Source organism: Streptomyces sp. NBC_00016, assembly GCF_045040885.1.
Classification (GTDB): domain Bacteria; phylum Actinomycetota; class Actinomycetes; order Streptomycetales; family Streptomycetaceae; genus Streptomyces; species Streptomyces coriariae.
In genome coordinates this window covers 9,347,627-9,373,490 of sequence record NZ_CP108304.1, presented here as the reverse complement: position 1 = coordinate 9,373,490, position 25,864 = coordinate 9,347,627, and the positions used below count along the sequence as shown (strand labels likewise).

Annotated in this window: 18 protein-coding genes and 1 pseudogene; 5 read left to right on the top strand and 14 right to left on the bottom strand. The window is 70.5% G+C overall.

Going from position 1 to position 25,864, the window contains the following annotated elements; genetic code table 11:
• Positions 1–44: 44 nt before the first annotated feature.
• Positions 45–1,220: a spore photoproduct lyase family protein gene (locus OG933_RS41430; RefSeq protein ID WP_405632358.1), complete on the top strand. Its 1,176-nt coding sequence runs from the start codon at positions 45–47 to the stop codon at positions 1,218–1,220.
• A gap of 68 nt (positions 1,221–1,288) precedes the next feature.
• On the opposite strand, the gene OG933_RS41425 is transcribed toward OG933_RS41430, so the two are convergent.
• Both OG933_RS41425 and OG933_RS41420 read right to left on the bottom strand, forming a co-directional pair.
• The gene (locus tag OG933_RS41425) at positions 1,289–1,861 is read right to left on the bottom strand and encodes a peptidase inhibitor family I36 protein (RefSeq protein ID WP_405632355.1); all 573 of its coding nucleotides are present in this window, start codon (positions 1,859–1,861) and stop codon (positions 1,289–1,291) included.
• A gap of 91 nt (positions 1,862–1,952) precedes the next feature.
• Positions 1,953–2,699 (bottom strand): TetR/AcrR family transcriptional regulator, encoded by a 747-nt coding sequence (locus OG933_RS41420; protein ID WP_405632353.1) that lies wholly within the window; start codon positions 2,697–2,699, stop codon positions 1,953–1,955.
• A gap of 153 nt (positions 2,700–2,852) precedes the next feature.
• On the opposite strand from OG933_RS41420, the gene OG933_RS41415 reads away from it, so the two are divergent.
• Both OG933_RS41415 and OG933_RS41410 read left to right on the top strand, forming a co-directional pair.
• Complete coding sequence (locus OG933_RS41415; protein ID WP_405632351.1) at positions 2,853–4,394, top strand: APC family permease; 1,542 nt, start codon at positions 2,853–2,855, stop codon at positions 4,392–4,394.
• Between the two features lie 71 nt (positions 4,395–4,465).
• Positions 4,466–6,133, top strand: a complete 1,668-nt coding sequence (locus OG933_RS41410; protein ID WP_405632349.1) for an amidohydrolase — start codon at positions 4,466–4,468, stop codon at positions 6,131–6,133.
• Positions 6,134–6,179: 46 nt separating this feature from the next.
• Here OG933_RS41410 and OG933_RS41405 read toward each other — a convergent pair whose 3' ends face one another.
• From OG933_RS41405 to OG933_RS41365, 9 genes and pseudogenes are all read right to left on the bottom strand, one after another.
• Positions 6,180–6,782, bottom strand: a complete 603-nt coding sequence (locus OG933_RS41405) for a sarcosine oxidase subunit gamma (protein ID WP_405632346.1) — start codon at positions 6,780–6,782, stop codon at positions 6,180–6,182.
• A complete protein-coding gene (locus tag OG933_RS41400) occupies positions 6,775–10,209 on the bottom strand; it encodes a sarcosine oxidase subunit delta family protein (RefSeq protein WP_405632343.1) in 3,435 nt (1,144 codons plus the stop codon). The genes OG933_RS41405 and OG933_RS41400 overlap by 8 nt, the downstream gene beginning before the upstream one ends.
• 11 nt (positions 10,210–10,220) lie before the next feature.
• Complete coding sequence (locus OG933_RS41395) at positions 10,221–11,453, bottom strand: sarcosine oxidase subunit beta family protein (RefSeq protein ID WP_362526629.1); 1,233 nt, start codon at positions 11,451–11,453, stop codon at positions 10,221–10,223.
• A pseudogene (locus OG933_RS41390) lies at positions 11,450–11,581 on the bottom strand (serine hydroxymethyltransferase); the annotation flags it as partial. The gene OG933_RS41395 and the pseudogene OG933_RS41390, both read right to left, overlap by 4 nt.
• Before the next feature lie 173 nt (positions 11,582–11,754).
• Positions 11,755–14,193: an FAD-dependent oxidoreductase gene (locus OG933_RS41385; RefSeq protein ID WP_362526625.1), complete on the bottom strand. Its 2,439-nt coding sequence runs from the start codon at positions 14,191–14,193 to the stop codon at positions 11,755–11,757.
• A gap of 207 nt (positions 14,194–14,400) precedes the next feature.
• Positions 14,401–15,378, bottom strand: a complete 978-nt coding sequence (locus OG933_RS41380; protein ID WP_362526623.1) for an ABC transporter substrate-binding protein — start codon at positions 15,376–15,378, stop codon at positions 14,401–14,403.
• 11 nt (positions 15,379–15,389) lie between these two features.
• Entirely contained in the window at positions 15,390–17,363 is a 1,974-nt protein-coding gene (locus OG933_RS41375) for an ABC transporter permease (RefSeq protein WP_405632340.1), read from the bottom strand.
• Positions 17,363–18,451: a glycine betaine/L-proline ABC transporter ATP-binding protein gene (locus OG933_RS41370; protein ID WP_362526619.1), complete on the bottom strand. Its 1,089-nt coding sequence runs from the start codon at positions 18,449–18,451 to the stop codon at positions 17,363–17,365. The genes OG933_RS41375 and OG933_RS41370 overlap by 1 nt, the downstream gene beginning before the upstream one ends.
• Positions 18,452–18,471: 20 nt before the next feature.
• Entirely contained in the window at positions 18,472–19,941 is a 1,470-nt protein-coding gene (locus OG933_RS41365) for an aldehyde dehydrogenase family protein (RefSeq protein ID WP_405632338.1), read from the bottom strand.
• A 219-nt stretch (positions 19,942–20,160) separates the two neighbouring features.
• Here OG933_RS41365 and purU point away from each other — a divergent pair, with 219 nt between their 5' ends.
• On the top strand, positions 20,161–21,042 hold the full coding sequence (purU, locus tag OG933_RS41360; RefSeq protein WP_020127203.1) for a formyltetrahydrofolate deformylase: 882 nt from the start codon (positions 20,161–20,163) through the stop codon (positions 21,040–21,042).
• Positions 21,043–21,213: 171 nt separating this feature from the next.
• Here purU and OG933_RS41355 read toward each other — a convergent pair whose 3' ends face one another.
• Both OG933_RS41355 and betA read right to left on the bottom strand, forming a co-directional pair.
• A complete protein-coding gene (locus OG933_RS41355) occupies positions 21,214–22,050 on the bottom strand; it encodes a 5,10-methylenetetrahydrofolate reductase (protein WP_362526615.1) in 837 nt (278 codons plus the stop codon).
• A 3-nt stretch (positions 22,051–22,053) separates the two neighbouring features.
• The gene (gene betA / locus OG933_RS41350; protein WP_405632334.1) at positions 22,054–23,721 is read right to left on the bottom strand and encodes a choline dehydrogenase; all 1,668 of its coding nucleotides are present in this window, start codon (positions 23,719–23,721) and stop codon (positions 22,054–22,056) included.
• 202 nt (positions 23,722–23,923) lie between these two features.
• On the opposite strand from betA, the gene OG933_RS41345 reads away from it, so the two are divergent.
• Positions 23,924–24,670: an IclR family transcriptional regulator gene (locus OG933_RS41345; RefSeq protein ID WP_362526716.1), complete on the top strand. Its 747-nt coding sequence runs from the start codon at positions 23,924–23,926 to the stop codon at positions 24,668–24,670.
• Here the strand turns inward: OG933_RS41345 and OG933_RS41340 are convergent.
• Entirely contained in the window at positions 24,658–25,809 is a 1,152-nt protein-coding gene (locus tag OG933_RS41340; RefSeq protein ID WP_405632331.1) for an aromatic ring-hydroxylating dioxygenase subunit alpha, read from the bottom strand. The genes OG933_RS41345 and OG933_RS41340 overlap by 13 nt on opposite strands.
• Between the last annotated feature and the right edge of the window lie 55 nt (positions 25,810–25,864).

The window sequence follows — 25,864 nt, the reverse complement described above, 5'->3', positions numbered from 1 at the left end:
CCGCGTCATCCGTTCAGTCCCGCTCCAGCCGAACCGGAACGTGCATGCACTCCCCGTCCGCGGACCCGGACGACGGCTCCGACGCCCTGTTCGGGCTCGACGCCATCGGCCCCGAGCCCCCTGCGAGCACCGGCCGGCCGTCCTTCCGTGACTCCGACGCCGCGCGGCGACTGCTGCCCGTACGGGAGATCCACGCCGAGCCGGCGGCCGCCGCCTCCCCGCGCGGCCGGCAGATCATCGCCCGGTTTCCCCGGGCGCGGCTGGTCGAGGTCGAGTCCCACTGGGGCATCCCGGGGCTGCACGGCAACGAGGGAAACGTCGCGCGCTGGGTGCGCGTCAAGGGCGAGACGCTCGTCCTCGGGGAGCGGAAGTCGCCGAGGACGCGTGCCAACGGCCGGTCCGCCGACTGGATCGCACCGGGCGCCTCCAACGGCTGCGCGATGGCCTGCGCCTACTGCTACGTGCCGCGCCGCAAGGGATACGCCAACCCGGTCACCGTCTTCACCAACATCGACCGGATCATCGCCCACATCGGCCGGCACATCGCCCGGCAGGGCCCGAAGCCCGAGCCGAACCAGTGCGACCCCGAGGCCTGGGTGTACGACATCGGCGAGAACGGCGACTGCTCGGTGGACGCGCTGATCTGCGACAACACCGCGGATCTCGTGCACGCGTTCCGGTTGTGGCCGACGGCCAAGGCGTCCTTCGCGACCAAATTCGTCAACCCGGACCTGCTGACGCTGGACCCGCGCGGCCGGACCCGCATCCGCTTCTCGGTGATGCCCCCGGAGGACTCCCGGCTGCTGGACGTGCGCACCTCGCCGGTCGCCGAGCGGATCGCCGCTGCCGCGGACTTCCTGGACGCCGGCTACGAGGTGCACTTCAACCTCTCGCCCGTCGTCGTCCGCCCCGGCTGGGAGGAGGCCTGGGCGGAACTCCTGGACCGGCTCGACGACGTCCTGCCCGACCGGGTGAAGCGGCAGGCCGCCGCCGAGGTGATCATGCTGACGCACAACCGGGAGCTGCACGAGGTGAACCTGGGCTGGCACCCCCGGGCCGAGGACGCCCTGTGGCGACCGGACCTGCAGGAGACCAAACGCTCCGAGAACGGCGCGCTGAACGTCCGCTACGCGAGTCCCGTGAAGGGGCGGGCGGTGGACCGACTTCGTGCGCTGATCGCCTCCCGGGCCCCCTGGCTGCGGGTGCGCTACGCGTTCTGAGACGAGAGGGGCGGCACCTCCCGGAAGGTGCCGCCCCTCGAACACGTGTGGAACCCCGGCCTCGGAGGTCAGGCGGCGACCGAGCTCGCCCAGTCGTTGTAGGCGCCCAGGTTGGAGCTGTAGGTGTTGGGGCTGATGGAGATCTGCCCGCCGTTGCCACCCTCGTCCCGGGCGAGCCAACCCCACTGGCTCGACCCCTGGTTGTTGCGCCACGACGACGTCTGGTCGCTGAAGCCGTACTCGTTGAGGTTCTGCCAGTAGTAGTCGCTGAAGATCAACCGGCGTCCGCCGCCGTTGATGTCCTGGTACAGGCAGAGCCAGCCGCTCGCGCAGGCCGGTGTGGCCTGGATCTGGGCTTCGCTCCTGCCGGCCATCAGGGGGTCGGTGGCGCGGGAGTAGCCGAGCGCCTTGTCCGCCTCCGCGTGCGTCTTGAAGCAGCGCACCGATGACGTGGAGTACACCACGCAGCTCTGTGCGGCGCCCCAGCCGTCCTGCTGGAGGTTGATCTTCTGCTGTCCGAGTGTCGCGACGGCACCGCCCACCGCCGAGTCCGCGGTGACCGCCGCCGACGCCGGACCTGCGAGCAGTACCCCGGTCGCCGCGAGCGCGGTGGCCAGTAGGACCGAGCTGACTTTCTTCACTCTTCCCCCTTGCTTGGCACTGGTGGCCGATGGCGCCTTTGTCCCCCTTGGTGCATCGACTCCGGCAATGTCGGCCTGGTCATGCTCATGTCTATTGGGTGCGGTTCGTGGGGTCAAGGAGCCGTACGGCCCCGCACGGTTTTGGCTCGAAAGCGGCCGCACGGGCCCTCAGCGCCTCCAGCAGCAGGTCGATCGCCACCTCGAAAGAGCTCTCCCCCAGGGCGTGCAGCTCTCGGCGCACCGTGGTCAGCGCGGGATACGACGCGGGGTCCAGCCCTTGGTACACCTCGCTCCACGCCCGCTCGTCACTTTCCCGCTGCTGCAGCGGGAGCGCCTGGAACGCGGCGTCCATGGCCGCGTGGCCGAGCACGGTGTCGATGAACGTCAGATACAGACGCGTCGCGTCGGCCGGTCCGAAACCCGCGGAGAGCAGGAGACCGATCCCGGTCTCCACGGCCCGGATCTCGTGGGGCCGCCGGGTCACCCGGTACGAGGCGAAGGCGGCCGCGCGGGGGTGCGCGAGGTATCCGGCGCGGACCCGCAGGGCCATCTCGCGCAGTGCGGCCACCCAGTCGTCCCCGGGGGCGAAGCCCGCCATGGCGTCGCCGATGATGCGGTCGGCGACGGCGAGCACCAGGTCGTCGGTGCCGCGGAAGTAGCGGTAGAGGGCGCTGGGGTCACAGCCGAGGGCGGTGCCGAGCCTGCGCACACTGAGCGCCTCGGAACCGTGCTCGCCGATCAGCCGCAGCGCGGTCTCCACGATCAGCTCCTCCGACAGCAGCACCCCCGAGCGCGTGGGGCGACGGCGGCTGCGCTCCTGCGGGACACGGGTGGTCATGGCGGTGCTCCTGTCGGTCGGGGCCGCGTAGCAGCAGTGAAGGGGGCCCGCACCCTTATGTCAACAGGATTGACGCAAGACTCGCGCCAGGTGTTCCATCACAGTCCCGCGCGGCTCTTCCCCTCGTCCTCCCCTCCCCGCGAGGAGCCCTTCATGCCGTCCCTGTCCCCTCGGCCGTCCACCCCGCCCGCTCCCCCGTCACCCGCCCCGTCCCATGGACCCGGCACCGGACTGCGCCGCTCCCTCGGCGTCGTCGACGGGGTCGCCATCGCGGCCTCCAGCACCGCCGCCACCACCAGCATCGCCATCGGCATGGGCACGATCGCCACCATCGTGGGCCTCCAGGCCCCGGCGCTGCTGCTCCTCGCCTTCCTGCCCGTGCTCGGTATCGCCACCGCCTACGCCCGTCTCAACCGCTCCGAACCCAACTGCGGCAACGGCTACACCTGGGTCGGCAGGTCCCTCGGCCCCTGGCCGGGATTCCTGACCGGCTGGGTCACCGTCGTCGGCTCGGTGATCTTCTGCGCCTACACCAGCGCGGTGATGGGCTCGGTTGTCCTGATCTTCGCCAACAAGGCGGGACTGCGCACCCTGGCGGGCATCACCCTCGATCCGGCGTCCACCGGCGTCAGTACGGCCGTCGGGCTGGTGCTGCTGCTCGGCCTGACGGCCCTCGCCGTCACGGGCACGCGCGCCACCACCCGCTTCCAGTTCGTCCTGCTGGTCTTCGAGTACGCCGTGCTGCTGGGGTTCTGCGGCTGGGCCCTGATCACCGGCGGGCAGTCCTTCTCGCTCTCCTGGTTCAACCCCTTCGAGATCGCCGACGGCACCGCCTTCGCCCAGGGCATGGTCCTCGCGGTGTTCTTCTTCTGGGGCTGGGACGCGGCCTTCAGCGTCACCGAGGAGACCAGGAAGCCGGGCGACGCGGCCCGCGGCGGACTGATCGCCCTGTTCGCGATGCTCGGCCTGTTCCTCTTCGCCTCGGTCGCCTTCCAGCGGGAGATGAGTCTGACGGAGCTCATCGAGAACGGCCCGCAGGCCCTGCCGTACCTCGCGCAGAAGCTGGCCGCCGAACCCTGGGCCACCCTGCCCGTGGTCGCCCTGATGTTCTCCGCGGCGGCCTCCGTGCAGTCGACGCTGATCCCCACGGCGCGCGGACTGCTCGCGATGGGCCGGGACCGCACCATGGGCCCGGTGTGGACCCGGGTGCACCCGCGGTACGGCACGCCCGCCGCCGGAACGGTCGTGGTGCTGGCCATCGCCTCCGCGATCGCCGTGCTGGCCGTCGCCATGCCGCGGCTGAGCGACATGCTGCTGGCCGCCGTCAACGCCATCGGTCTGCTCGTCGCCCTCTACTACGGACTCACCGCGCTCGCGTGCGCCGTCCGCTTCCGCTCCGCCGGGCGCGAGGGGCTGCGCACGGCGGTGCTCGCCGTGGGGGTGCCCGCCGTGTCCGGTCTGGTGCTGCTGGGCCTCGGCGGCTATCTCGGATACTCGTACCTGACCATGAGCGACCACTTCGAACTCAGCCCCGACAACGGCTGGTTCATGTTCTCCCTGCCCGCCGTCATCGTCCTCGCCGGCCTCGGCATGGCCGCGGTCGCCAAGTACGTCCGCCGGTCGCCGTACTTCACCACCGGACGCGGTACCGACGCCGAGGCCCTCGTCCTGCCCATGGACCGCTCGGCCGTCTGAGTCCCGACCCGCTCCCGGCCGCCCGCTCCGCTCTCCCTCCGCCCTCATCCCCTTCCATGGAGTCCACACCCATGTCGCAGTCCCAGGTCACGGGCCCCGCCGAACTCGTGTTCACCGGCGGGCCCGTCCACACCGTCGATCCTGCGCGCAGCCGCGCCACCGCCGTGGCCGTGCGCGGCGGGCGGATCACGGCCGTCGGCCACGACGAGGTGCACGCGCTGATCGGCCCGGGTACCGAGGTCGTCGACCTCGCCGGCAAGCTCCTGCTGCCCGGCTTCCAGGACGCCCATGTGCACCCGCAGGGCGCGGGCCTGGAACTCGGCCTGTGTCACCTCGCCGACACCGTCGACCCCGCCGAGTACCTGCGGCGGATCCGGACGTACGCCGACCGGCACCCGGACGCCGCATGGATCACCGGCGGCGGCTGGTCCCTGGAGGCCTTCCCCGGCGGCGCCCCCACCGCCGCGGCCCTCGACACCGTCGTCCCCGACCGGCCGGTCTTCCTGCCCAACCGCGACCACCACGGCGCCTGGGTCAACACCCGGGCGCTGGAACGGGCCGGTATCGACGCCCGCACCCCCGACCCCGCCGACGGCCGCATCGAACGCGACGCGGACGGAAACCCGACCGGCATGCTCCAGGAGGGAGCCGTCCACCTGGTGGGCCGGCTGGTGCCCGACCCCACCCCCGAGGAACAGCTGGCCGCCCTGCTGCGCGCCCAGGCCGTGCTGCACTCGCACGGTGTCACCGCCTGGCAGGACGCCATCGTCGGCGCCTACGCCAACATGACCGACCCGGCCCCCTCCTACCGCACGGCCCTGGACCGGGGGCTGCTCACCGCCCGCGTCGTCGGCGCGCTCTGGTGGGACCGCGAGCGCGGAGCCGAGCAGATCCCGGAACTCGTGGCGCGCAGGCAGGAGTTGAGCGGAGGCCGGTTCCGCGCCGGCGCGGTGAAGATCATGCAGGACGGCATCGCCGAGAACCACACCGCGGCCATGCTCGACCCGTACCTCACCGGTTGCGGCTGCGCCGCGGACACCAGCGGCATCAGCTTCGTCGAGCCCGGCGAGCTGAAGAAGTACGTCACCGAACTCGACGGACTCGGCTTCCAGGTCCACTTCCACGCCCTCGGCGACCGCGCCGTGCGAGAGGCGCTCGACGCCGTCGAGGCCGCCCGGACCGCCAACGGCACCCGGGACACCCGCCATCATCTGGCGCACCTCCAGGTCGTCCACCCCGACGACGTACGCCGGTTCCGGGCGCTGGGCGCCACCGCCAACCTCCAGATGCTGTGGGCCGCCCACGAGCCGCAGATGGACGAACTCACGCTGCCGTTCCTGGGCCCCGAACGCGGCGCCCGGCAGTACCCCTTCGGCGACCTGCTGCGTGCCGGCGCGACGCTCGCCGCGGGCAGCGACTGGCCGGTGAGCAGCCCCGACCCGCTCCAGGCCATCCACGTCGCCGTCAACCGTCTCTCCCCGGACGCCCCCGAGGGCACCCCGCGGTTCCTGCCCGGACAACGCCTCGACCTCGGCGCCGCCCTCGCCGCGTACACGGCGGGCAGCGCCCATGTGAACCACCTCGACGACCTCACGGGCAGCATCACCGTCGGCAAGGCCGCCGACCTCGTCGTCCTCGACCGGGACCCGTTCAGCGGCCCGCCCGAGGAGATCGCGGCCACCCGGGTCCTCCAGACCTTCGTGGCGGGGGAACGCGTCCACGCGGCGCCCGACGCCTGAGGAGGCACCCGTACGCCTTCACCCGTACGCGTTCATCCATGTGCGTTCACCTGTATTCCACGGCCGCGTCCAGCAGCCAGTTCGTCAGGTGGTCGGCGAAGGAGGAGCGCACCAGCACCCAGAAGCCCGCCCCGGGCTCGTCGCGGGCCACCAGGACGACCTGGGTGCGGGCCAGCGTCGTCTGGGCACACCGGCCGGGGCCGAAGGCCCGCGGGTGCAGATCCAACCGGCAGCCGTGGGACAGCAGGTCGCGGGCCCGCGGTCCGCCGACCAGGAGGGTGGTGCGCTGGGCGGACACGTCGGTGACGGAGACGGACGTGTCCCCCGCCGCCGCGCGGATCCGGCTCTCCAGATCCCGCCGGGTACCGGGCAGGCCCACCACCAGCCACTCGTCGGGGCCGAGCCACACCGCGCGCAGGTCCCCTCCGCGCACGACGGTGTCGGGTTCCAGGGGCAGTTGCAGCCCCAGGGCGAGTCCGACGGCGTCCGCCGCCGGACTCTTGGCGTCGAGGCGGACGTTCAGCTGGGCCAGGAAGGGAACTTCGGCCAGGCGGACGGCACCACCGGACGAGCGCGTCGCGGCGGCGAGACGGTCGGCGGCATGCGCCAGCGGGCTGCGCCGCCGTGCGGTCGAAACGGTGTCAGCCATCGCGGCGGGCTCCCTCGGGGTCGTAGAGGACGGGGCTTGCGACCGTCACCGGAACCAACCGGTCGCCCACGGGCGCGTAGAGACGTTCGCCGATACGGTCCCGGCCGCCCTTGACCAGGGCGAGCGCGAAGGTACGGCCGAGGGCGGCGCTGCGATAGCTGGAGGTGACATGGCCGAGCATCGGGACGGGCGGCGCGGGCAGCACACCGTCGGCGACCAGGTGGGTGCCCTCGGGCAGGAAGGTCCCCGGGTCCTCGGGGAGCAGACCCACCAGGTGTTTGCGGTCGGCGCGGACGGTGTCGGCGCGGGCGTACGAGCGCTTGCCGATGAAGTCGGGCTTCTTCTTCGACACCGCCCAGCCCATCCCGAGGTCCTGCGGCGTGACGGTGCCGTCGCTGTCCTGGCCGATGATCGGGTAGCCCTTCTCGGCCCGCAGGACGTGCATGGTCTCCGTGCCGTAGGGCGTGATGCCGTACGGGGCGCCCGCCTCGTACAGCGCCTCCCACAGGGCGAGGGCCTCCCACGGCGACACGTTGATCTCGTAGGCGAGTTCACCGGAGAAGCTGATCCGGCACACCCTCGCGTCGATGCCCGCGACCGTCGTGTCCCGCCACGCCATGAACGGGAAGTCGTCGTTGGCGACGGCCAGCCGCGGTGCGAGCGAGCCGAGCACCGCGCGCGAACGCGGGCCGACCAGGGCGACGGTGGCCCACTGCTCGGTGACCGAGGTGCAGTGGACGCGGAGTTCGGGCCACTCGGTCTGGAGCCACTCCTCCATCCAGTCCAGTACGGCGGCCGCGTTGCCCGTGGTGGTGGTGACCAGGAAGCGGTCCTGGGCGAGGCGGATGACCGTTCCGTCGTCGAAGATCATGCCGTCCAGGCGGCACATGACTCCGTAGCGGATCATGCCGACCTTCAGGGTGCTCATCATGTTGGTGTAGAGCCGGTCGAGGAAGACGGCGGCGTCCGGGCCCTGTACGTCGATCTTGCCGAGGGTGGAGGCGTCCATGAACGCGACGCCCTCCCGGGCGGCCGCGCACTCGCGCAGCACGGCCGCCTGCATGTCCTCACCGTCCCGCGGGTAGTACCAGGGCCGCTTCCACTGGCCGACGTTCTCGAACAGGGCGCCGTGCGCGACATGCCACGCGTGGACGGCGGTCGTACGGATCGGGTCGGACAGCGCGCCGCGGTCGCGGCCGGCGAGCGCGGCGAAGGAGACGGGGACGTACGGCGGCCGGAACGTGGGCAGACCGAGCGCCGAGATGTCCACGCCGAGGAGTTCGGCGACGATCCCGCTCGCCAGCGCTCCGCCCGTCTTGCCCTGGTCGTTGGCGGTGCCGGCCGTGGTGTAGCGCTTGGTGTGCTCCACCGAGCGCAGGCCCGCCCCGGTCGCCCGCGCCAGGTCGTCGACCGTGACATCGCGTTGGAGGTCGACGAACCGGGGGGCTCCGGTGGAGGTCGGGACGGCGAACACCTGCATGGGCGGGGTGTGCGGTGCGGCGGCTACGGCCGGGAGGGCCGGCGCCCCGCAGGGGTGACCCTCCGCCTCGACCGCGCGGGCGCCGGCCGCCGCGCCCTGCGCGAGGGCCGTGGCGAGATCGAAGACCCCGTTCGCGCTGCCCACGACCTCCACGGCCTGACGGCAGCTGTCGGGAACGAACGTGCCGAGCACGTCGTCGTGGCGGAGCTTGCCGCCCGCCTGGCTGAACAGATGCGCGACGGGGTTCCAGCCACCGGACACCAGGAGCAGGTCGACGGCGAACTCTCGCTGTCCCGGCGCGACTTGCTGTCCCAGCACCGCTTGCTGTTCGGGCGCCGTCCCCTGTTCGGGCGCCGTCCGCTGTTCCGCGGACTCGCCGTACGGGGCGACGGTGACGGCGGTGAGGCGGGTCCCGCCCCGGGTGTCCGTGACCGCGTGTCCGGCCAGGACCACGAGCCCGGCGGACCGGGCGCGCTCGGCCCACTCCCCCGGCTCGGGCCGGGTGTCGACGATCGCCGCGACGTCCACTCCCGCCACCGCCAGGTCGAGCGCGGCGGCGTAGGCGCTGTCGTTGGTGGTGAACACCACCGCTTGCCGGCCGGGCAGCACCGAGTACCGGTGGAGGTACGTCCGGGCCGAGGCGGCCAGCATCACACCGGGGCGGTCGTTGTCGCCGAACGCCAGCGAGCGCTCGTGGGCGCCGGTCGCGAGCACCACGCGCCGGGCGCGGATCCGCCAGACACGCTCGCGGGAGACCTGCTCCGGGGCCTCGGCGCCGAGGTGGTTGGTGCGGCGCTCGACGGCGAGGAGGTGGTTGTCGTCGTAGTGGCCGAAGACGGTGGTGCGCGGCAGGACGCGTACCTCGGGGGCGGCTTCGAGCTCTGCGCGCGTCGCCTCCACCCAGTCGAGGTGGTCGCCGGTGCCGAGCAGGCTGCCGCCGGGTTCCGGCTGGTCGTCGGCGAGGATGACGCGGGCGCCGCTCCGTGCTGCCGCCGCCGCGGCCGCGAGGCCGGCCGGGCCCGCGCCGACGACCAGCAGGTCGCAGTGGGCGTGTACGGCGTCGTAGCGGGCGGGGTCCGGTTCGGTGGCCAGGCGGCCCTGGCCGGGGAGGCTGGTCGCGACGAGGCCGTCGTGCAGCTCGACCGTCGTCGCGGGGAGCATCGGCTCGGGGAAGGGTTCCTCGATCTGGATGACGGCGTTGGGTTCCTCCACGCCGGCGGAGAAGATGCCGCGGGGGCGGCCGAGTTTGATGCTGGTCGCTGTCGCGATGACGCCGTTGGCGAGGAGGGCGGAGGCGAGGGTGTCGCCTCGGTAGCCCTGGTACTCGGTGCCGTCGAAGGTGAAGGTGAGGGGGTTGTCGCGGTCGATGCGGCCGCCGGTGGCCAGGCGGTGCGGTTGGCTCGCCTGCCGTGCCGGGGGCTCCGCCCCCGGGCCCCCGTTCGGCCCTGAAGGGGCCTCGTCCTCAAACGCCGGACGGGCTGGAACTGCCCGACCGGGCAACGAAGTGACCGGACGAGCCGGGATCGCCGGACCGGGCTCGATGGTGGCCGGACGGGCCGGGATGGCCGGGCTGGCCGAGGCGGGAGCCGAAGTGGCCTGGGCGGCAGCCGAAGCGCCCGGCTCGGCAACCGAAGTGGCCGGGCCGAGAGCCGAAGCGGCCGCGCCGGACTGTGAGAGGGGCGGGCGGGTCTCTCCCGGCCGGTACACCGCCAGGACCTCGTTCGTCGAGGTGTCGCGCACCGCGTTGAACCACTTGCGGCAGCCCGCCGCGTGGCTCCAGCGCTCGGCGAACGGGCCCTTGGGGTTGTCGCGGAAGAAGAGGTAGCGCGCCCACTCCTCGTCGGTGAGGGCGGCGGAGTCCTCGGGGTAGGGCACGTGCGCCTGGCCGCCGTAGTGGAACTCGGCCTCGTCGCGGGGCCCGCACCACGGGCAGGAAATGAGCAGCATCGTTCGGCTCCCTAGTGGGCCACCGCGGCCGCGCCGTGCTCGTCGACGAGCGCGCCGGTGGTGAAACGGTCGAGCGAGAAGGGGGCGTTGAGGGAGTGGGGGGTGTCGTGGGCGATGGTGTGGGCGTAGACCCAGCCGACGCCCGGGGTGGCCTTGAAACCGCCCGTGCCCCACCCGCAGTTGAGATACAGGTTGTCGACCGGGCTGAGGCCGACGATCGGCGAGGCGTCCGGGCTGACGTCGACGATGCCGCCCCAGGTGCGCAGCACATGGGCGCGGGCGAAGACCGGGAAGAGCTCCAGGGCGGCGGACATCTGCTCTTCGATGATGTGGAAGGCGCCGCGCTGGGTGTAGGAGTTGTACGCGTCGATGCCGGCGCCCATCACCAGTTCGCCCTTGTGCGCCTGGCTGACGTACACGTGGACGGCGTTGGACATGACCACCGTGGGGTGGACGGGCTCCAGGAGTTCGGAGACCAGGGCCTGCAACGGGTGGCTCTGGAGGGGGAGTTCGATGCCGGCCATGGCGGCGAGGACCGAGGTGTGACCGGCCGAGCACAGGGCTACCTTGCCCGCGGCGATGGGTCCGCGCGTGGTCTGCACGCCGACCACCCGGCCGCCGACCACGTCCAGGCCGGTGACCTCGCAGTTCTGGATGATGTCGATGCCGGCCGCGTCCGCGGAGCGGGCGAATCCCCAGGCGACGTAGTCGTGTTTGGCGATGCCGGCGCGCGGCTGGTAGGTGCCGCCGAGGACCGGGTAGCGCACGTCGGGTGAGATGTTGACGATCGGGCAGACCTCTTTGACCTGCTCGGCGTCGAGCCACTCGGCGTCGACGCCGTTGAGCCGGTTGGCCTCGACCCGGCGCACGCTGTCGCGGACGTCCTGGAGGCTGTGGGCGAGGTTCAGCACGCCGCGCTGGGAGAAGAGGATCGGGTAGTCGAGCTCTTCCGCCAGCCCTTCCCAGAGTCTGAGGGCGTGTTCGTAGATGCCGGCGCTCTCGTCCCACAGGTAGTTGGAGCGGATGATCGTGGTGTTGCGGGCCATGTTGCCGCCGCCCAGCCAGCCCTTCTCCAGGACCGCGACATTGGTGATGCCGTGGTTCCTCGCCAGGTAGTGGGCGGTGGCCAGGCCGTGGCCGCCGCCACCCACGACGATCACGTCGTACGACCGCCTGGGTTCGGGGTTGCGCCAGAGCCGGTCGGGGTGGTCGGGGAGGTCGGCGCCGGGGGTGCTGGGGCTCATCGGACAGCTCCGTCGTGCGAGGGGTGCGGAGAGAGCGGGTGCTTGGCCGCGAGGGCCTCGGTGCGGGCGCGCGGTGCGGCGATGTCCTGCTCGGGCCGGAGGGCCGGCGCGATGACGTCGGCGAGTTCGTAGCGGATGTCTGCGGCGGTCGCCCTGCCGTCAGCCGACTGTGCAGTCATCGACCGTGCTCCTTCCTACGAGCCTGAGCTGCAACGCCCCACGGGGCGCGGGGAACCGCGCGACCGGCCACGACGCACCCGCGGATGGATGACGACCCCTCGCGGGGTCCCCTGCGGCCCGCTCAGCCACGGAGGCGGGACATCGTCGGGTCGAACAGCGGTTCCTCGGCCACGACCGCCTCGACCCGCTGGTCGAAGTAGCCGATGTGGACCACCGTCCCGGGGACGGCGAGTTCCGCGGGGAGCCAGGCGTAGGCGATGCCCTTGCCGATCGTGTAGCCGTAGGCGGCGCTGGTGACGTAGCCGACCGCGCGGTCGCCGTCGTAGACCGGCTCCTTGCCCAGGACGACCGACCGCGGGTCGTCGATGGTGAGACAGGTCAGCCTGCGCCGGACGTCTTCCTTGCGGCGCTCCAGGGCGGCCTTGCCGAGGAAGTCGCCCTTGTCGAGCTTGACGGCGAAGCCGACCCCGGCCTCGTAGGGGTCGTGCTCGAAGGTCATGTCGGTACCGAAGGAGCGGTAACCCTTCTCCAGGCGGAGGCTGTTGAAGGCGCCGCGGCCGGCGATGACGCCGCCGAGCGGCTTCGCCGCCCGCCACAGGGTGTCCCACAGTTTCAGGCCCTGGTCGGCGGTGGTGTAGAGCTCCCAGCCGAGCTCCCCCACGTACGACAGCCGCATCGCGGTGACGGGCACCGAGCCGATGTAGGCGCGCTTGGCGCGGAAGTACTTCAGGCCGTCATTGGAGAAGTCCTCGTCCGTCAGCGGCTGGAGGACCTTGCGGGCCAGGGGGCCCCACAGGCCGATGCAGCAGGTGCCGGGGGTGATGTCGCGGACCTGCACGGTGCCGTCGGCGGGGAGGCGACGGGCGAACCAGTCGAGGTCCAGGTTGCCGTTGGCGCCGACCTGGAAGAGATCGGGGGCCAGGCGGGCGACGGTGACATCGCTGCGGATGCCGCCGTCCCGGTCCAGGAGCAGGGTGTACGTCACCGAGCCGACCGACTTGGCGACCTTGCCGGTGGTCAGCCCCTCCAGGAAGTCCGCGGCACCCCGGCCGCTGACCTCGAGCCGCTTGAGGGCGGTCATGTCGTACATCGCGACGGTCTCGCGGGTGGCCTGTGCCTCGGCGCCGACGACGGGCGACCAGTACTTCGCGGCCCAGTCGTCGGGCGTCGGGATGTTGCGGCCCTCGGCCAGTCCCGCGTTGGCCTCGTACCACTGCGGGCGCTCCCAGCCGTTCGCCTCCAGGAAGAACGCGCCGTGCTCCTGCTGGCGGGTGTGGAAGGGGCTCGTGCGGATCGGACGCGGGTCGCCCGACGGCTGGAGGGGGTGGAGGATGTCGTAGACCTCGACGAAGTTGCGGCAGTCGCGGGCCAGGACGTACTCCGGGGACAGCTGGTGCGGCTCGAAGCGGTTGACGTCGCACTCGTGCAGGTCGAAGGACGAGCAGAAGCCGTCGACCAGCCATTCGGCCATGGCCCGGCCGACGCCCGCCGAGTGCGTGACCCAGACCGCCTCGGCCACCCAGAAGCCCTTGACGTCCGGGGACTCGCCCAGCAGCGGGAAGTTGTCGGTGGTGAAGGAGAACAGGCCGTTGATGCCTTCCTCGACCTTGGCCTCCTGCGTCGCGGGGAGCAGGGACCGGGTCTCGGTCCAGGCGTCGGCGAAGTCGTCCTCGGTGAACTTCAGGACCGACGGCATGTCGTCGGCCTCGTCGACGGAGAGGATGTCGTCGGCCGAGACGGGCATCGGGCGGTGGCCGTAGTACCCGATGCCGATGCCGTCGAAGCGGTCGCGGTAGTACAGGTCGGCGTCCTGGTGGCGCAGGATCGGCCGCACCGCCTCCTCCGTTCGGCCCGCGAGCGCCGGGACCGGTCCGGTCCAGGCGAGCTGGTGGGCGAGCGGGGTCAGCGGGAGGTTCATGCCGACCATGCGGGCGATCCTCGGGCCCCAGATGCCGGCGCAGCACACCACGATGTCGGCCGCGATCTCGCCGCGGTCGGTGAGGACACCGGTCACCCGGCCCTCGCTCCGCTGTACGTCCAGCACTTCGTGGCGGGCCAGGAAGGTGACGCCGCGCTCGGTGGCCCGGCGGATCTGCGCCTCGACGGCGAGGACGGCCTTGGCGATCCCGTCGGTCGGGATGAGGAGGCCGCCGAGGATCCGGTCCGGGTCGATCAGCGGGTGCTGCTCGACGCACTCGGCGGCGCTCAGCAGGCGCGCCTCGATGCCCCAGGCGGTGATCCAGCCGAGGCGGCGGTGCAGTTCCGCGAGGCGTTCGGGGGTGGTGGCCACTTCGAGGCCGCCGACCTGGAGGAAGCAGGGCTTGCCGTCGACGTCGAGGGAGCAGAACTTCTCGACGGTGTAGCGGGCCAGCTCGGTCATGGTCTTGGAGGAGTTCGTCTGGAAGACCAGGCCCGGGGCGTGCGACGTGGAGCCCCCGGTCGCGGGGAGCGGGCCCTGGTCGACCACGGTCACATCGGTCCAGCCGCGCGCGGAGATCTCGTCCGCGAGTGCCGCTCCCACGACGCCCGCTCCGATGATCACCACTCGGGGTCCCGCCATCGCCGCACCTCCGGATCGAAAACCAGTCGAGTTGCTTGCTGCGCAACATAGTTCAGGTTGCGCAACTCAATGTGCCTGTCGCGGACAGGGGGTGTCAAGAGGTCCGGTGACGTCGGGAAACAGCCCGAAACGCGGCAATGCCCGGCGGGCGGCGCACACAGGTGCACACCGCCCGCCGGGCATCTCCGACCGTCCTGCCGACGTGGGTTACTTGATCCAGGCGTCGACCTTGTCGCGGTTGGCCTCCACCCACTTCTTGGCCGCCGCGTCCGGCGACAGCTTGTCCACCGCGATGTACTTGGCCACGGTGTTCTGGTCGTCGTTCGTCCAGTTGAACTTCTTCACCAGGTCGTAGGCCGGGCTGCCGGACTTCGCGAACTTGGCGCTGACGATCTTGTCGAGGTCGTAGACGGGATAGTCACAGGCGATCTTCGCCGCATCGGCGTCGCAGCCCGACGTGTAGGCGGGCAGGTCGACCTTGGCCAACGGCACCTCGGACAGGAACCACTGCGGCTCGTAGAAGTAGCCGATCACCCATTCCTTGTTCTTCTCGGCCTTGCGGAACGACTGGATGAGCGCGGTCTCGCTGCCCGCGTACACCACCTTGAAGTCCAGCTTCAGATTCTTCACCAGGGCCTCGTCGTTGGTGACGTACGACGGGTCCCCGTCCAGCAGCTGACCCTTGCCGCCGGACTCGGAGGTCTTGAAGTTCGCGGCGTACTTGTTCAGGTTCTTCCAGTCGGTGATGTCCGGGTGCGCCTTGGCCAGCCACGGCGGCACGTACCAGCCGATGATGCCCTTGTTGCCGGTCGAGCCGGCCGTCACGGCGGTCTTCTGGTCGGTGATGTACTTCTTCTTCAGATCGTCGTGGCCCCAGTTCTCCAGGACGGCGTCGACCTCGCCCGTCCCGAAGCCCTGCCAGGCGATCTCCTCCTTCAGGTCCTTCTTGTTGACCGTACAGCCGAGGTCGTGCTGCGCGACGTAGGCGACGACCGCCGCGTCCGCCTCGTAGCCCACCCACGGGTTGACGGCGAGATTGAAGGTGCCGCACTTGCCCGAGCTGCCCGAATCCGCGGAGTCGTCGCCGACCTTCGCGCCGCCGCAGGCGGTGAGGGTCAGCCCGATGACAGTCACGACGGATATCCCGGCCACGCCGGTTCTCCACTGTCGTACGTGTGTTGCCATGCTGGTGCTCCTTAAGCGCTCGCGCGTCGCGCCGCTGCCTGGGTGATCCGGTCGAACATGACTCCGAGAAGGACGATGGCGAGTCCCGCCGCGAGCCCCTTCCCGTACAGCTGCCCCTGCGAGAAGCCGGCCACGACGTCGTAGCCGAGGGCGCCCGCTCCTACCAGGCCGCCCACAACAACCATCGACAGCACGTAGATCAGGCCCTGGTTGGTCGCGAGCGTCAGGGCACTGCGTGACATCGGCAGTTGAACCTTGGTGATGATCTGCCAGGTGTTGCACCCGGCGGACGTGGCCGCCTCGACGGTGGTCTCGGGCACGGCCCGCACCCCGTCAGCGATGATCTTGATGGCGACCGGCGCCGCGTAGACGATCGCGGCGACGATGGCCGTGAAGCGGGTCGCGCCGAACAGCGCCAGGAACGGCACGAGATAGACGAACGGCGGCATGACCTGCGCCGCGTCCAGCGTGGGCCGCAGCAGCCGGTCGACGAGCGGACTGCGCCCCATCCACACCCCGAGGACCATGCCGAGCAGCATGACCAGCACCGTCGCCACGAGGGTCGACGCCAATGTCGTCATCGCGTCCGACCACAGGCCGGTGCCGACCAGCAGGCCCAGGCAGACGGCCGTGGTGACCCCGGCCCGCGCGCCGCCGAGCACGGCGCCCAGCGCGATCAGCACCGCGGCCACGAGCCACCACGGGGAGTCGGTGAGCAGCGACTGGAACGGGTTGAGCAGGCCGTTGGTGATGCCGTCGCGGAAGGCGTTGGTGAGCCCCGACAGGTTGTCCTGCGCCCAACCGGTCGCGGTGTCGGCCGCGCTCGCGATGGAGCTGCCGGTGCCGCCGTCGCCGGGGAACTCCGCCGCCCAGAGGTAGGTGTGCGACAGATACACGAGGACGGCCGTGACCACCGCGCCCGCACCCAGCAGCGGCCCGCGCCACTTGAGGAAGCGGTTCTTCGAACGCCGGGCCGTCTCCGCACGGGCGCTGGCCGCGGTGGTGACCCGGTCGAGGACGATCGCCATGACGACGATGGCGAGCCCCGCGTTGAAGGCCGTCCCCACGTCGAGCGACTGGAGAGCCTGCACGACGGTCTTGCCGAGGCCGGGCGCGTCGATCAGCGCCGCGATGGTCACCATGGCCAGGGCGGCCATGATCGACTGATTGACGCCCATCACCACGGTCCGCTTGGACATGGGCAGCAGCACCTTCAGCAGTGCCTGCCGTCGGGTCGCGCCCAGCGATTCGGCGGCCTCGACGGTGGTCTCCGGCACGGAACGGATGGCGTGCGCGGTGATGCGGATCGCGGGCGGTGCCGCGTAGATCACGGTGGCGATCGTCGCGGAGGCCCCGCCGATCAGGAAGAACAGGGTCAGCGGGGCGAGGTAGACGAAGGTCGGCATCGTCTGCATGAAGTCCAGAAAGGGCGTCACGATCCGGTTGACCCGGTCCGAGAGGCCCGCCCACACGCCCAGCGGGATCGCGAACAGCAGCGCCACGAAGACCGCGGAGAGCGTGAGCGACAGGGTGTCCATGCTCTCCTGCCACAGACCCTGCAGGCCCAGGAAGGTGAAGCCCGCGACGGCCAGCAGGGCGACCCGCCAGTTGCCCACGGCCCAGGAGACGTAGCCCACGATGCCGACGACGCCGAGCCATCCGATCTGCGGAAGGGGGCGGCCGGCGGAGGGCTGTGAGATCAGGTGCTGGATGAAGGTCACCAGGTTGTCGATGACCAGGCGGATCTCGTTGAAGAAGTAGAGGAACAGCGGGTTGGAGTTGCGGTCCGCGCCGATCGAGTCGTTGACGTCGTTGAACCACCGGTGCAGGTCGGTGAGGTCCGCCGCCGCCAGGGTCAGCGTCTGCTTTCCGCGGAGGACGACGAAGAGGAGCAGCCAGGCCACCAGGATCGCGGCCACCACCGTGCGCCGGCGGAGTTTGCGCACGCCGGCCAGGGGGACGGACTTCTCCAGGGCGACGGCCATCACGCCCCGCCCTCGTGCCCGGCGACCACCGCGAGGATCTCCTCGTCACCGACGATGCCGAGCAGCTTGCCGTGCTCCACGACCTTGACCGGCCTGTCCGCAGCCAGCACCGCCCGGGTGGCCTCCTTCACCACGACGTCCGGGCCCAGTTCGGGACCGTCCAGGGCGTCGTCGGGCTCGGCCGGGCGCATGATCCACCGGAGGGTGAGGACATCGCCGCGCGGCACGTCCTTGACGAACTCGCGTACGTAGTCGTCGGCCGGGGCGCCCACCAGCTCGTCGCCGGTGCCGCACTGGACCATCTTGCCGTCGCGCATGATCAGGATGCGGTCGCCCAGCTTGAGCGCCTCGGAGAGGTCGTGGGTGATGAACACCATGGTCTTGCCGACCTCGTGGTGCAGCCGGATGACCTCGTTCTGCATATCGCGGCGGATCAGCGGGTCGAGCGCCGAGAAGGGCTCGTCGAAGAAGAGCACGTCCGGGTTGCCCGCCAGCGCCCGGGCGAGGCCGACGCGCTGCTGCATCCCGCCCGAGAGCTGGTCGGGGTAGGAGTTCTCGTAGCCGGAGAGGCCGACCAGTTCGACGACCTCCAGGGCCCGCTTGTTGCGTTCGGCCCTGCTCATGCCGCGGATCTCCAGGCCGAAGGCCACGTTGTCGACGACCCGGCGGTGCGGCAGCAGTCCGAAGTGCTGGAAGACCATGGAGAACTTGCGGCGCCGCAGGTCGCGCAGGCGTCTGGGGTCCGCTTCGCGGATGTCCTCGCCCTCGAAGACGAGTTCACCGGCGGTGGGTTCGATCAGCCGGGTCAGACATCGCACCAGCGTGGACTTGCCCGAGCCGGACAGGCCCATGACGACGAACACCTCGCCCTTGCGGACGTCGAAGTTCACATCGCGTACGGCGGCGGTGCAGCCCGTACGGTCCATGAGCTCGCGGCGGGTGAGGCCGCACAACTCCTCCGAGTCCGGCACCTGGTCGGCCTTGGGCCCGAACACCTTCCACAGCCGGCGCACGGATATGACCGGAGTACCGTCCGAATCCTCGGGCGCGCCGCGCCGCTGCGGCACCTCGGTCTGTGTTGGGGTCATGATCGACCTCTCTTCGGCATTCAGCCGCGGAACCAGTGTTGCGGCCGGGGTTGGATGTTCTGCCAGATGTGTTTGGGCTCTCGGTACTCGTCCAGGCCGGTCGGTCCCAACTCCCGGCCCACGCCCGAATGCCCGAAGCCACCCCATTCCGCTTGCGGCACATAGGGGTGGTAGTCGTTGATCCACACCGTGCCGTGACGCAGCCGCCGGGCCACCCGCTGGGCCCTGCCCGCGTCCTGCGTCCACACGGCCCCGGCCAGTCCGTACTCGGTGTCGTTGGCGATCCGCACGGCGTCGTCCTCGTCGGTGAAGCGCTCCACGGTGAGCACGGGCCCGAAGGACTCCTCGTGCACGACACGCATGTCCTGCCGGCACTCGTCGAGGACGGTCGGCGGGTAGTAGAAGCCGTCGGCGAGGGCCGGGTCGTCGGGCCGTTCGCCGCCGCAGCGCAGCACGGCCCCCTCGGCGAGGCCCGCCGCGACATACGCCTCGACCTTCTCCCGGTGCTGTGCGGAGATCAGCGCCCCGGTCTCGGCCTCGGGGTCGAAGGGCCCGCCGAGGCGGATCCGCCGGGCGCGGCGGACGACCTCGTCGACGAGCCGGTCGTGCAGCGAGTCCTCCACGATCAGCCGGGCACCGGCCGAGCAGACCTGCCCGGAATGCAGAAAGACGGCCGTGAGAGCGAAGTCCACGGCCGTCTCGAAGTCGGCGTCGGCGAAGATCACGTTGGGGTTCTTGCCGCCGAGTTCCAGCGCCACCTTCTTCACGGTCGCCGCGGCGGTGGCCATGATCCGTTTGCCGGTCTCCAGGCCGCCGGTGAAGGAGACCATGTCGACGGCGGGGTCCTCGGAGAGCGGGGCGCCGACCTCGGGCCCGGTGCCCAGGACGAGGTTGGCGGCGCCGGCCGGGAGTCCGGCCTCCGCCAGCGCCTTCATCAGCAGGATCGAGGTGGAGGGGGTCAGCTCGCTGGGTTTGAGGACGATCGTGTTGCTGGCCAGGAGGGCCGGGGCGACCTTCCAACTCGCTTGCAGCAGTGGGTAGTTCCAGGGGGTGATCAGCCCGCACACGCCGATCGGCTCGTAGACGACGCGGCTGACGGCGTCGTCGCGGCCGGTGTCGATCACACGGCCGGCGTCGGTACCGCCGATCCCGCCGTAGTAGCGGAAGCAGGAGACCACGTCGGCGATGTCGTACTCGCTCTCCACCAGCCGCTTGCCGGTGTCCAGCGACTCCGCGCGGGCGAACTCCTTGGCATCGCGCTCGACGATGTCGGCGGTGCGCAGCAGCAGCGCGCCGCGCTCCCGCTCGGAGGTGCGCGGCCAGGGTCCCTCGTCGAAGGCGCGGCGGGCTGCGGCGATCGCCGCCTCGGTGTCGGGACGCGTCCCTTCCGAGACGGTCGCGGTGAGGGAGCCGTCGGCGGGGCAGCGGATCTCCCGGCGCCCACCGGCCGACGGGTCCCGCCATTCCCCAGCCACATACAGGTCTGCCACGCGCCAATGCCCTTCAGCCGAAATGCGTTGCGCATCATGCATTCAATTGCTTGTGGTGGAACACCTTGACGAACGCCACGGACCTGCGTCAAGGGGTTGGCGGATGACGATTTCGCCATGCGGGTACTTGTGCGGCCGCCCTTGACCGAAAGCGGCGTCGAGCCGACGATGTTGCGTATCGCTCACCATGTTGTGCAATACGCACCGACGGAGGTCGCTGTGTCCGCTGAGTACCCTGGTCCGCAGCCCGGTCGTGAGTACGTCCTCACCCTCTCCTGTCCCGACAGCGCCGGACTGGTCCACGCGGTGAGCGGCTTCCTCGTCAGGAACTCGGGCAACATCCTGGAAAGTCAGCAGTTCGACGATCGGCTGCAGGGCCGTTTCTTCATGAGGGTTCACTTCGACGTTTCCGATCCGGACGCGCAGGTGAAAACACTGCGTTACCGATTCGGTCCCGTCGCCGAGGCGTACGGCATCACCTGGACGCTGAGCGAGGCCTCGACGCCGACCCGCACCCTGATCATGGTGTCCCGGTTCGGTCACTGCCTCAACGATCTGCTGTTCCGCCAGCGCACCGGCGCACTCAACATCGAGATCCCGGCGATCGTCTCCAACCACCGGGACTTCGAGGGCCTGGCGCGGACGTACGGCATCCCCTTCCACCACATCCCCGTCACCAGGGACACCAAGGCCGAGGCCGAGGCGCGCCTGCTGGAGCTGGTGAGGGACCTGGACGTCGACCTGGTGGTGCTGGCCCGCTACATGCAGATCCTCTCCGACGACCTGTGCAAGCAGCTCGAGGGTCACGCCATCAACATCCACCACTCCTTCCTCCCCAGCTTCAAGGGCGCGCGACCCTACGACCAGGCCTACGACCGCGGCGTGAAGCTCGTCGGCGCGACGGCGCACTATGTGACCCCGGACCTGGACGAGGGGCAGATCATCGAGCAGGACGTCGTCAGGGTGGACCACTCGCTCGGCCCCGGGGACCTGGTCACGGTCGGCCGGGACGTGGAGGCCCAGGTGCTCGCGCACGCGGTGAAGTGGCACAGCGAGAGCCGCGTCATGGTGTACGGCAACCGCACGGTGGTCTTCCGCTGAGCGGTACGGCACGAGGGGGGCGGGGCCGGTTTCCGGCCCCGCCCTTCGTCTGTTCCGTATACAAGCGCCGCACAGGTGATTCAGCCCGTCCGGCGCTTGAGGACGAGGCCCGTTCAGGGCCGAAGGGGGGTCCGGGGGGCACAGCCCCCGGCAAGGTCCGCTGAATCCACCTCAGCCGCCGAGCCGCTCCCGCACGGCGCGGCGCCACCGTTCCGTCTCCGCGATCTGGTTGAACGTGAACAGGTGCAGCCCCGCGACGCCCGCCGACGGCGCGGTGAGCGCCTTCTCGGTACGCGCCAGCAGCCTGTCGGGTGAGTACCCACCGGGTGCGGCGAACCGCAGGAACCACGAGGCGTGCCCGGTCAGGAAACGGGTCGACTCCCCCACGCCGATCTTCGCCGCCATGGACAGCAGCTTCGCCCGTTGCACCGGCCCCGCGACGCCCAGGTGGACGGGCAGGGTGATGTCCCGGCGCCGGATCCGGACGAGCCAGTCGCCCAGCACCCGTGGGTCGAAGCAGAGGTTGCTCACGAGGTAGGTGGCGTGCCGGCGCTTGTCCCACATGGCCTGCACGGTGATGTCGTCGTGGATGAGCGGATGGCTCTCGGGATAGCCGGCGATGCCGACGCGGGCGAAGGGCCCGCCCAGCTCACTCAGCCGCCGCAGCACCGGCAGCGCCCCGTCGTAGGTGCCGGCCGGCGGGTCGGCGTCGCCCGCGGGGACGAACACGTCGTCCACGCCCACCTCGCGCAGCCGATCGACGACCTCCTTGAGGTGCACCTCGTCGCGCAGCAGCCGCGCGGGCACGTGCGGGACGACGCGGTAACCGTGCGCCGCGAGCCGGGTGGCGAGGTCGAGGGTCGGTTCCAGGCCCTTGACCGGCGACGCCGTCACGGTGACGACGACCTCGCGCGGGACATGGGCGAGGACCTTGTCCTCGGTCGCCTTCGCGGGCAGCACCTCGTAGCGGACGCTCTCCAGCAGCGTCCTCAGCCCTGAACCGGCCAACGTCTACCCGGCCTGCTGGGCATCGCGGTGACGGTAGTACGCGGCCTTCGACGGCGGCTGCGGCTCCTTGCCGAGGATCAGGTCGGCGGCCTTCTCGGCGATCATCATCACCGGCGCGTAGATGTTGCCGTTGGTGACGTACGGCATCACCGAGGCGTCCACCACGCGCAGCCCCTCCATGCCGTGCACCCGCATGCTGGTGGGGTCGACGACGGACATCTCGTCGGTGCCCATCTTGCACGTACAGGACGGGTGCAGGGCGGTCTCGCCCTCCTTCGCGACCCAGGCGAGGATCTCCTCGTCCGTCGCCACGTTCCGGCCGGGGGAGATCTCCCCGTCGCTGTAAGGGGCGAGCGCGGGCTGGTCGAGGATCCTGCGCGCCACCCGGATCGCCTCGACCCACTCGCGTCGGTCCTGCTCGGTGGAGAGGTAGTTGAACCGCAGGGCAGGGTGCTCGCGCGGATCCTTGCTCTTGATCTTCACCGAGCCGATGGCGTCGGAGTACATCGGGCCCACGTGCACCTGGTAGCCGTGGCCGCCGGCCGGCGAGGAGCCGTCGTAGCGGACCGCGATCGGCAGGAAGTGGAACATCAGGTTGGGGTAGTCCACGTCCTCGTTGCTGCGCGCGAAGCCGCCGGCCTCAAAGTGGTTGGTCGCGGCGGGCCCCTTGCGGAAGAGCCACTGCAGCCCGATGAAGGGGGCGCGCCACTTGGCCATGTACGGCTGCATGGAGACCGGTTGCCTACAGGCGTACTGGACGTAGACCTCCAGGTGGTCCTGCATGTTCTCGCCGACACCCGGAAGGTCGTGCACGACGTCGATACCCAGGGCGCTCAGCTCCTCCGCGTTACCGACGCCGGAGAGCTGGAGCAGCTGCGGGGAGTTGATCGCGCCGCCGCACAGGATGACTTCGGCGGCGCGGACCTGCTGGGGTGCGCCCTTGCCGCGCCGGTACTCGACGCCGACGGCCCGCTTGCCCTCGAAGAGCACCCGCGTGACGAGGGCGCGGGTCCTGACCGTGAGGTTGGGCCGCTTCCTGACGGGCTTGAGGTACGCCTTCGAGGCCGACAGGCGGCGTCCCCGGTGGACGTTGCGGTCGAACTTGGCAAACCCCTCCTGCCGGAAGCCGTTGACGTCGTCGGTGGGTGCGTAGCCGGCTTCCCGGGTGGCCTCGAGGAAGGCGCCGAAGAGCGGGTTGGTCGCGGGACCGCGTTCGAGGACGAGGGGGCCGTCGTGGCCGCGGAACTCGTCGTCCGGGTCGGCGGCGAGACAGTTCTCCATGCGCCGGAAGTACGGCAGACAGTGCGCGTAGTCCCAGGTCTGCATGCCGGGGTCGGCCGCCCAGCGCTCGTAGTCCATCGGGTTGCCGCGCTGGAAGATCATGCCGTTGATGCTGCTGGAACCGCCGAGCACCTTGCCGCGCGCGTGGTAGACGCGCCGGCCCCCCATGTGGGGCTCGGGCTCGCTCTCGTACTTCCAGTCGTAGAACCGGCTGCCGATCGGGTAGGTCAACGCCGCGGGCATATGGATGAAGACGTCCCACGGGTAGTCGGAACGCCCGGCCTCCAGCACCAGCACGCGGTTCGCCGGGTCCGCGGAGAGTCGGTTCGCCAGTGCGCTGCCGGCAGATCCGCCGCCGACGATGACGAAGTCGTATTGCAGGGGAGCCATGGTGCCTCGTCTCGCTCGCGCCGTAGATACGCGAGGCATGCTAATAGAGGTAGCGTCATGCGCACCAGGTTGCGAACGACGCAACTTGCAAGGTCTTTGTTTCGGCTTCGTTGCTTGCGGTCGAGTTGTTTACTGCGCGTATAGTTGTGCTGTGAGCAACCACAGCCAAGACACCGAAACGACAAGTTCGCAGGCCGGCGGAGTGCAGTCGGTGGACCGCGCCATCAGCGTCCTCGAAATCCTCGCCCAACGCGGCGAGGCGGGCGTCAGCGAGGTGGCCGCCGAAATCGACGTGCACAAGTCCACCGCGTTTCGTCTGCTCGGCGCCCTGGAGGCGCGCGGTCTGGTGGAGCAGGCGGGCGAGCGCGGCAAGTACCGTCTCGGCTTCGGCATCGTTCGCCTGGCCGGTGCGGTGACCGGACGCATCGACATCACCCAGCAGGGCCGCCCCGTCTGTGAGCGCCTCGCCGAGGAGATCGGCGAGACGGTCAACATCGCCGTCATGCAGGAGCACTACGCGATCAACCTCTACCAGGTGCGCGGCCCCGGGGCCATCACCGCGCACAACTGGGTCGGCCAGCTGACCCCGTTGCACGCCACCTCCAGCGGCAAGATCCTGCTGGCCCACCTCCCCGCCAAGGAGCGTGCCGCGCTGCTGGCCGAGACCGGGATGAAGAAGGTCACCCCCCGCACCATCACCGCGAAGACCAAGATCGAGAAGAACCTCGCCGAGGCCCGGGAGCGCGGCTACGCCTGGACCCTGGAGGAACTGGAGATCGGCCTGCACGCCATGGCCGCGCCGGTCCGCAACCGCGACGGAGAGGTCATCGCGGCGCTCAGCGCCTCGGGTCCCGCGTACCGCTTCACCGAGGAGCGTCTGCACGAGCTCTCCCCGGTGCTGCTCAAGGGCGCCGAGGAGATCAGCCACCGGATGGGCTACCTGGGCTGACCGGCCCCACCACCGGGGCTGCCGCCCAGGCGCTCGTTCACCCAGTCGTGGAACGCGCCGATGTGGTGCTCGCTGGGCACCAGCACCCCGCCCTTGGCGTACATCCGGGAGCTCATCCCGGGCTGTGTGCGCTCGCACGCGTCGAAGTCCTGCCGGTTGACCCGGTCGAAGAGTTCCACGGACCGGCTGACGTCCTTGCCGCTCTCGACGACGTGCGGAAGGTAGAGCCAGTCGCACTCGACGATCGTGCGGTCGACGGCCACCGGGTACATCCGATGGAAGATGACATGGTCAGGGACGAGGTTGACGAAGACCTGCGGCCTGACCGTGATCGCGTAGTAGCGGCGGTCCTGGTCGTCCGCCACACCGGGGATGCGGTCCAGCCCCTCGGAACCGTCGACCGTGAACCCCTGCACCTCCGCACCGAACTCCGCGCCGTGCCCGACGTAGTACTGCGCGGCGTATCCGTCGGCGAACTCGGGCAGCACCTCCGTGAGTTCGGGGTGGATCGTGGCGCAGTGGTAGCACTCCATGAAGTTCTCGATGATGAGCTTCCAGTTCGCCTTCACGTCGTAGACGATGCGCCGGCCGACCGAGAGGTTGTCGATGTCGTAGCGCTCGATCGAATCCACGTCGCCGAGGCGGGCGACGACATCACCGATGACGGCCTCCTCGAAGGACGGCGGGTCCTCCGCGAGACACACCCAGACATAGCCGAGCCATTCGCGCACCGCCACGGCGACCAGACCGTACTCGGTGCGCCCGACGTCGGGCATCTTGGTGAGATTGGGCGCCGCGACGAGCTTGCCGTTCAGGTCGTACGTCCAGGCGTGGTACGGGCACTGGAAGGCCCGCTTGACCTCGCCCCTCTCCTCGGTGCAGAGCTTGGCGCCGCGGTGCCGGCACACATTGAAGTAGGCACGAACGGCGTTGTCACGCGCGCGGGTCACGAGGATGCTCTCGCGGCCCACGTCGACGGTGCGGAAGGCACCGGGCTTCGCCAGCTCCGAGGCGCGCGCGACGCAGAACCACATGGTCTCGAAGATGCGCTCCTGCTCCTGGGCGAAGATCGCCGGATCCGTGTAGGAGGAGCCGGGGAGGGTGGCGATCAGGCTGTCCGGCAGACTGGTCGAGGTCACAGGGCACTCCTCGGGAAACGTCGTGGAGGGGACATTCACGCGCCGGGAAGAGCGA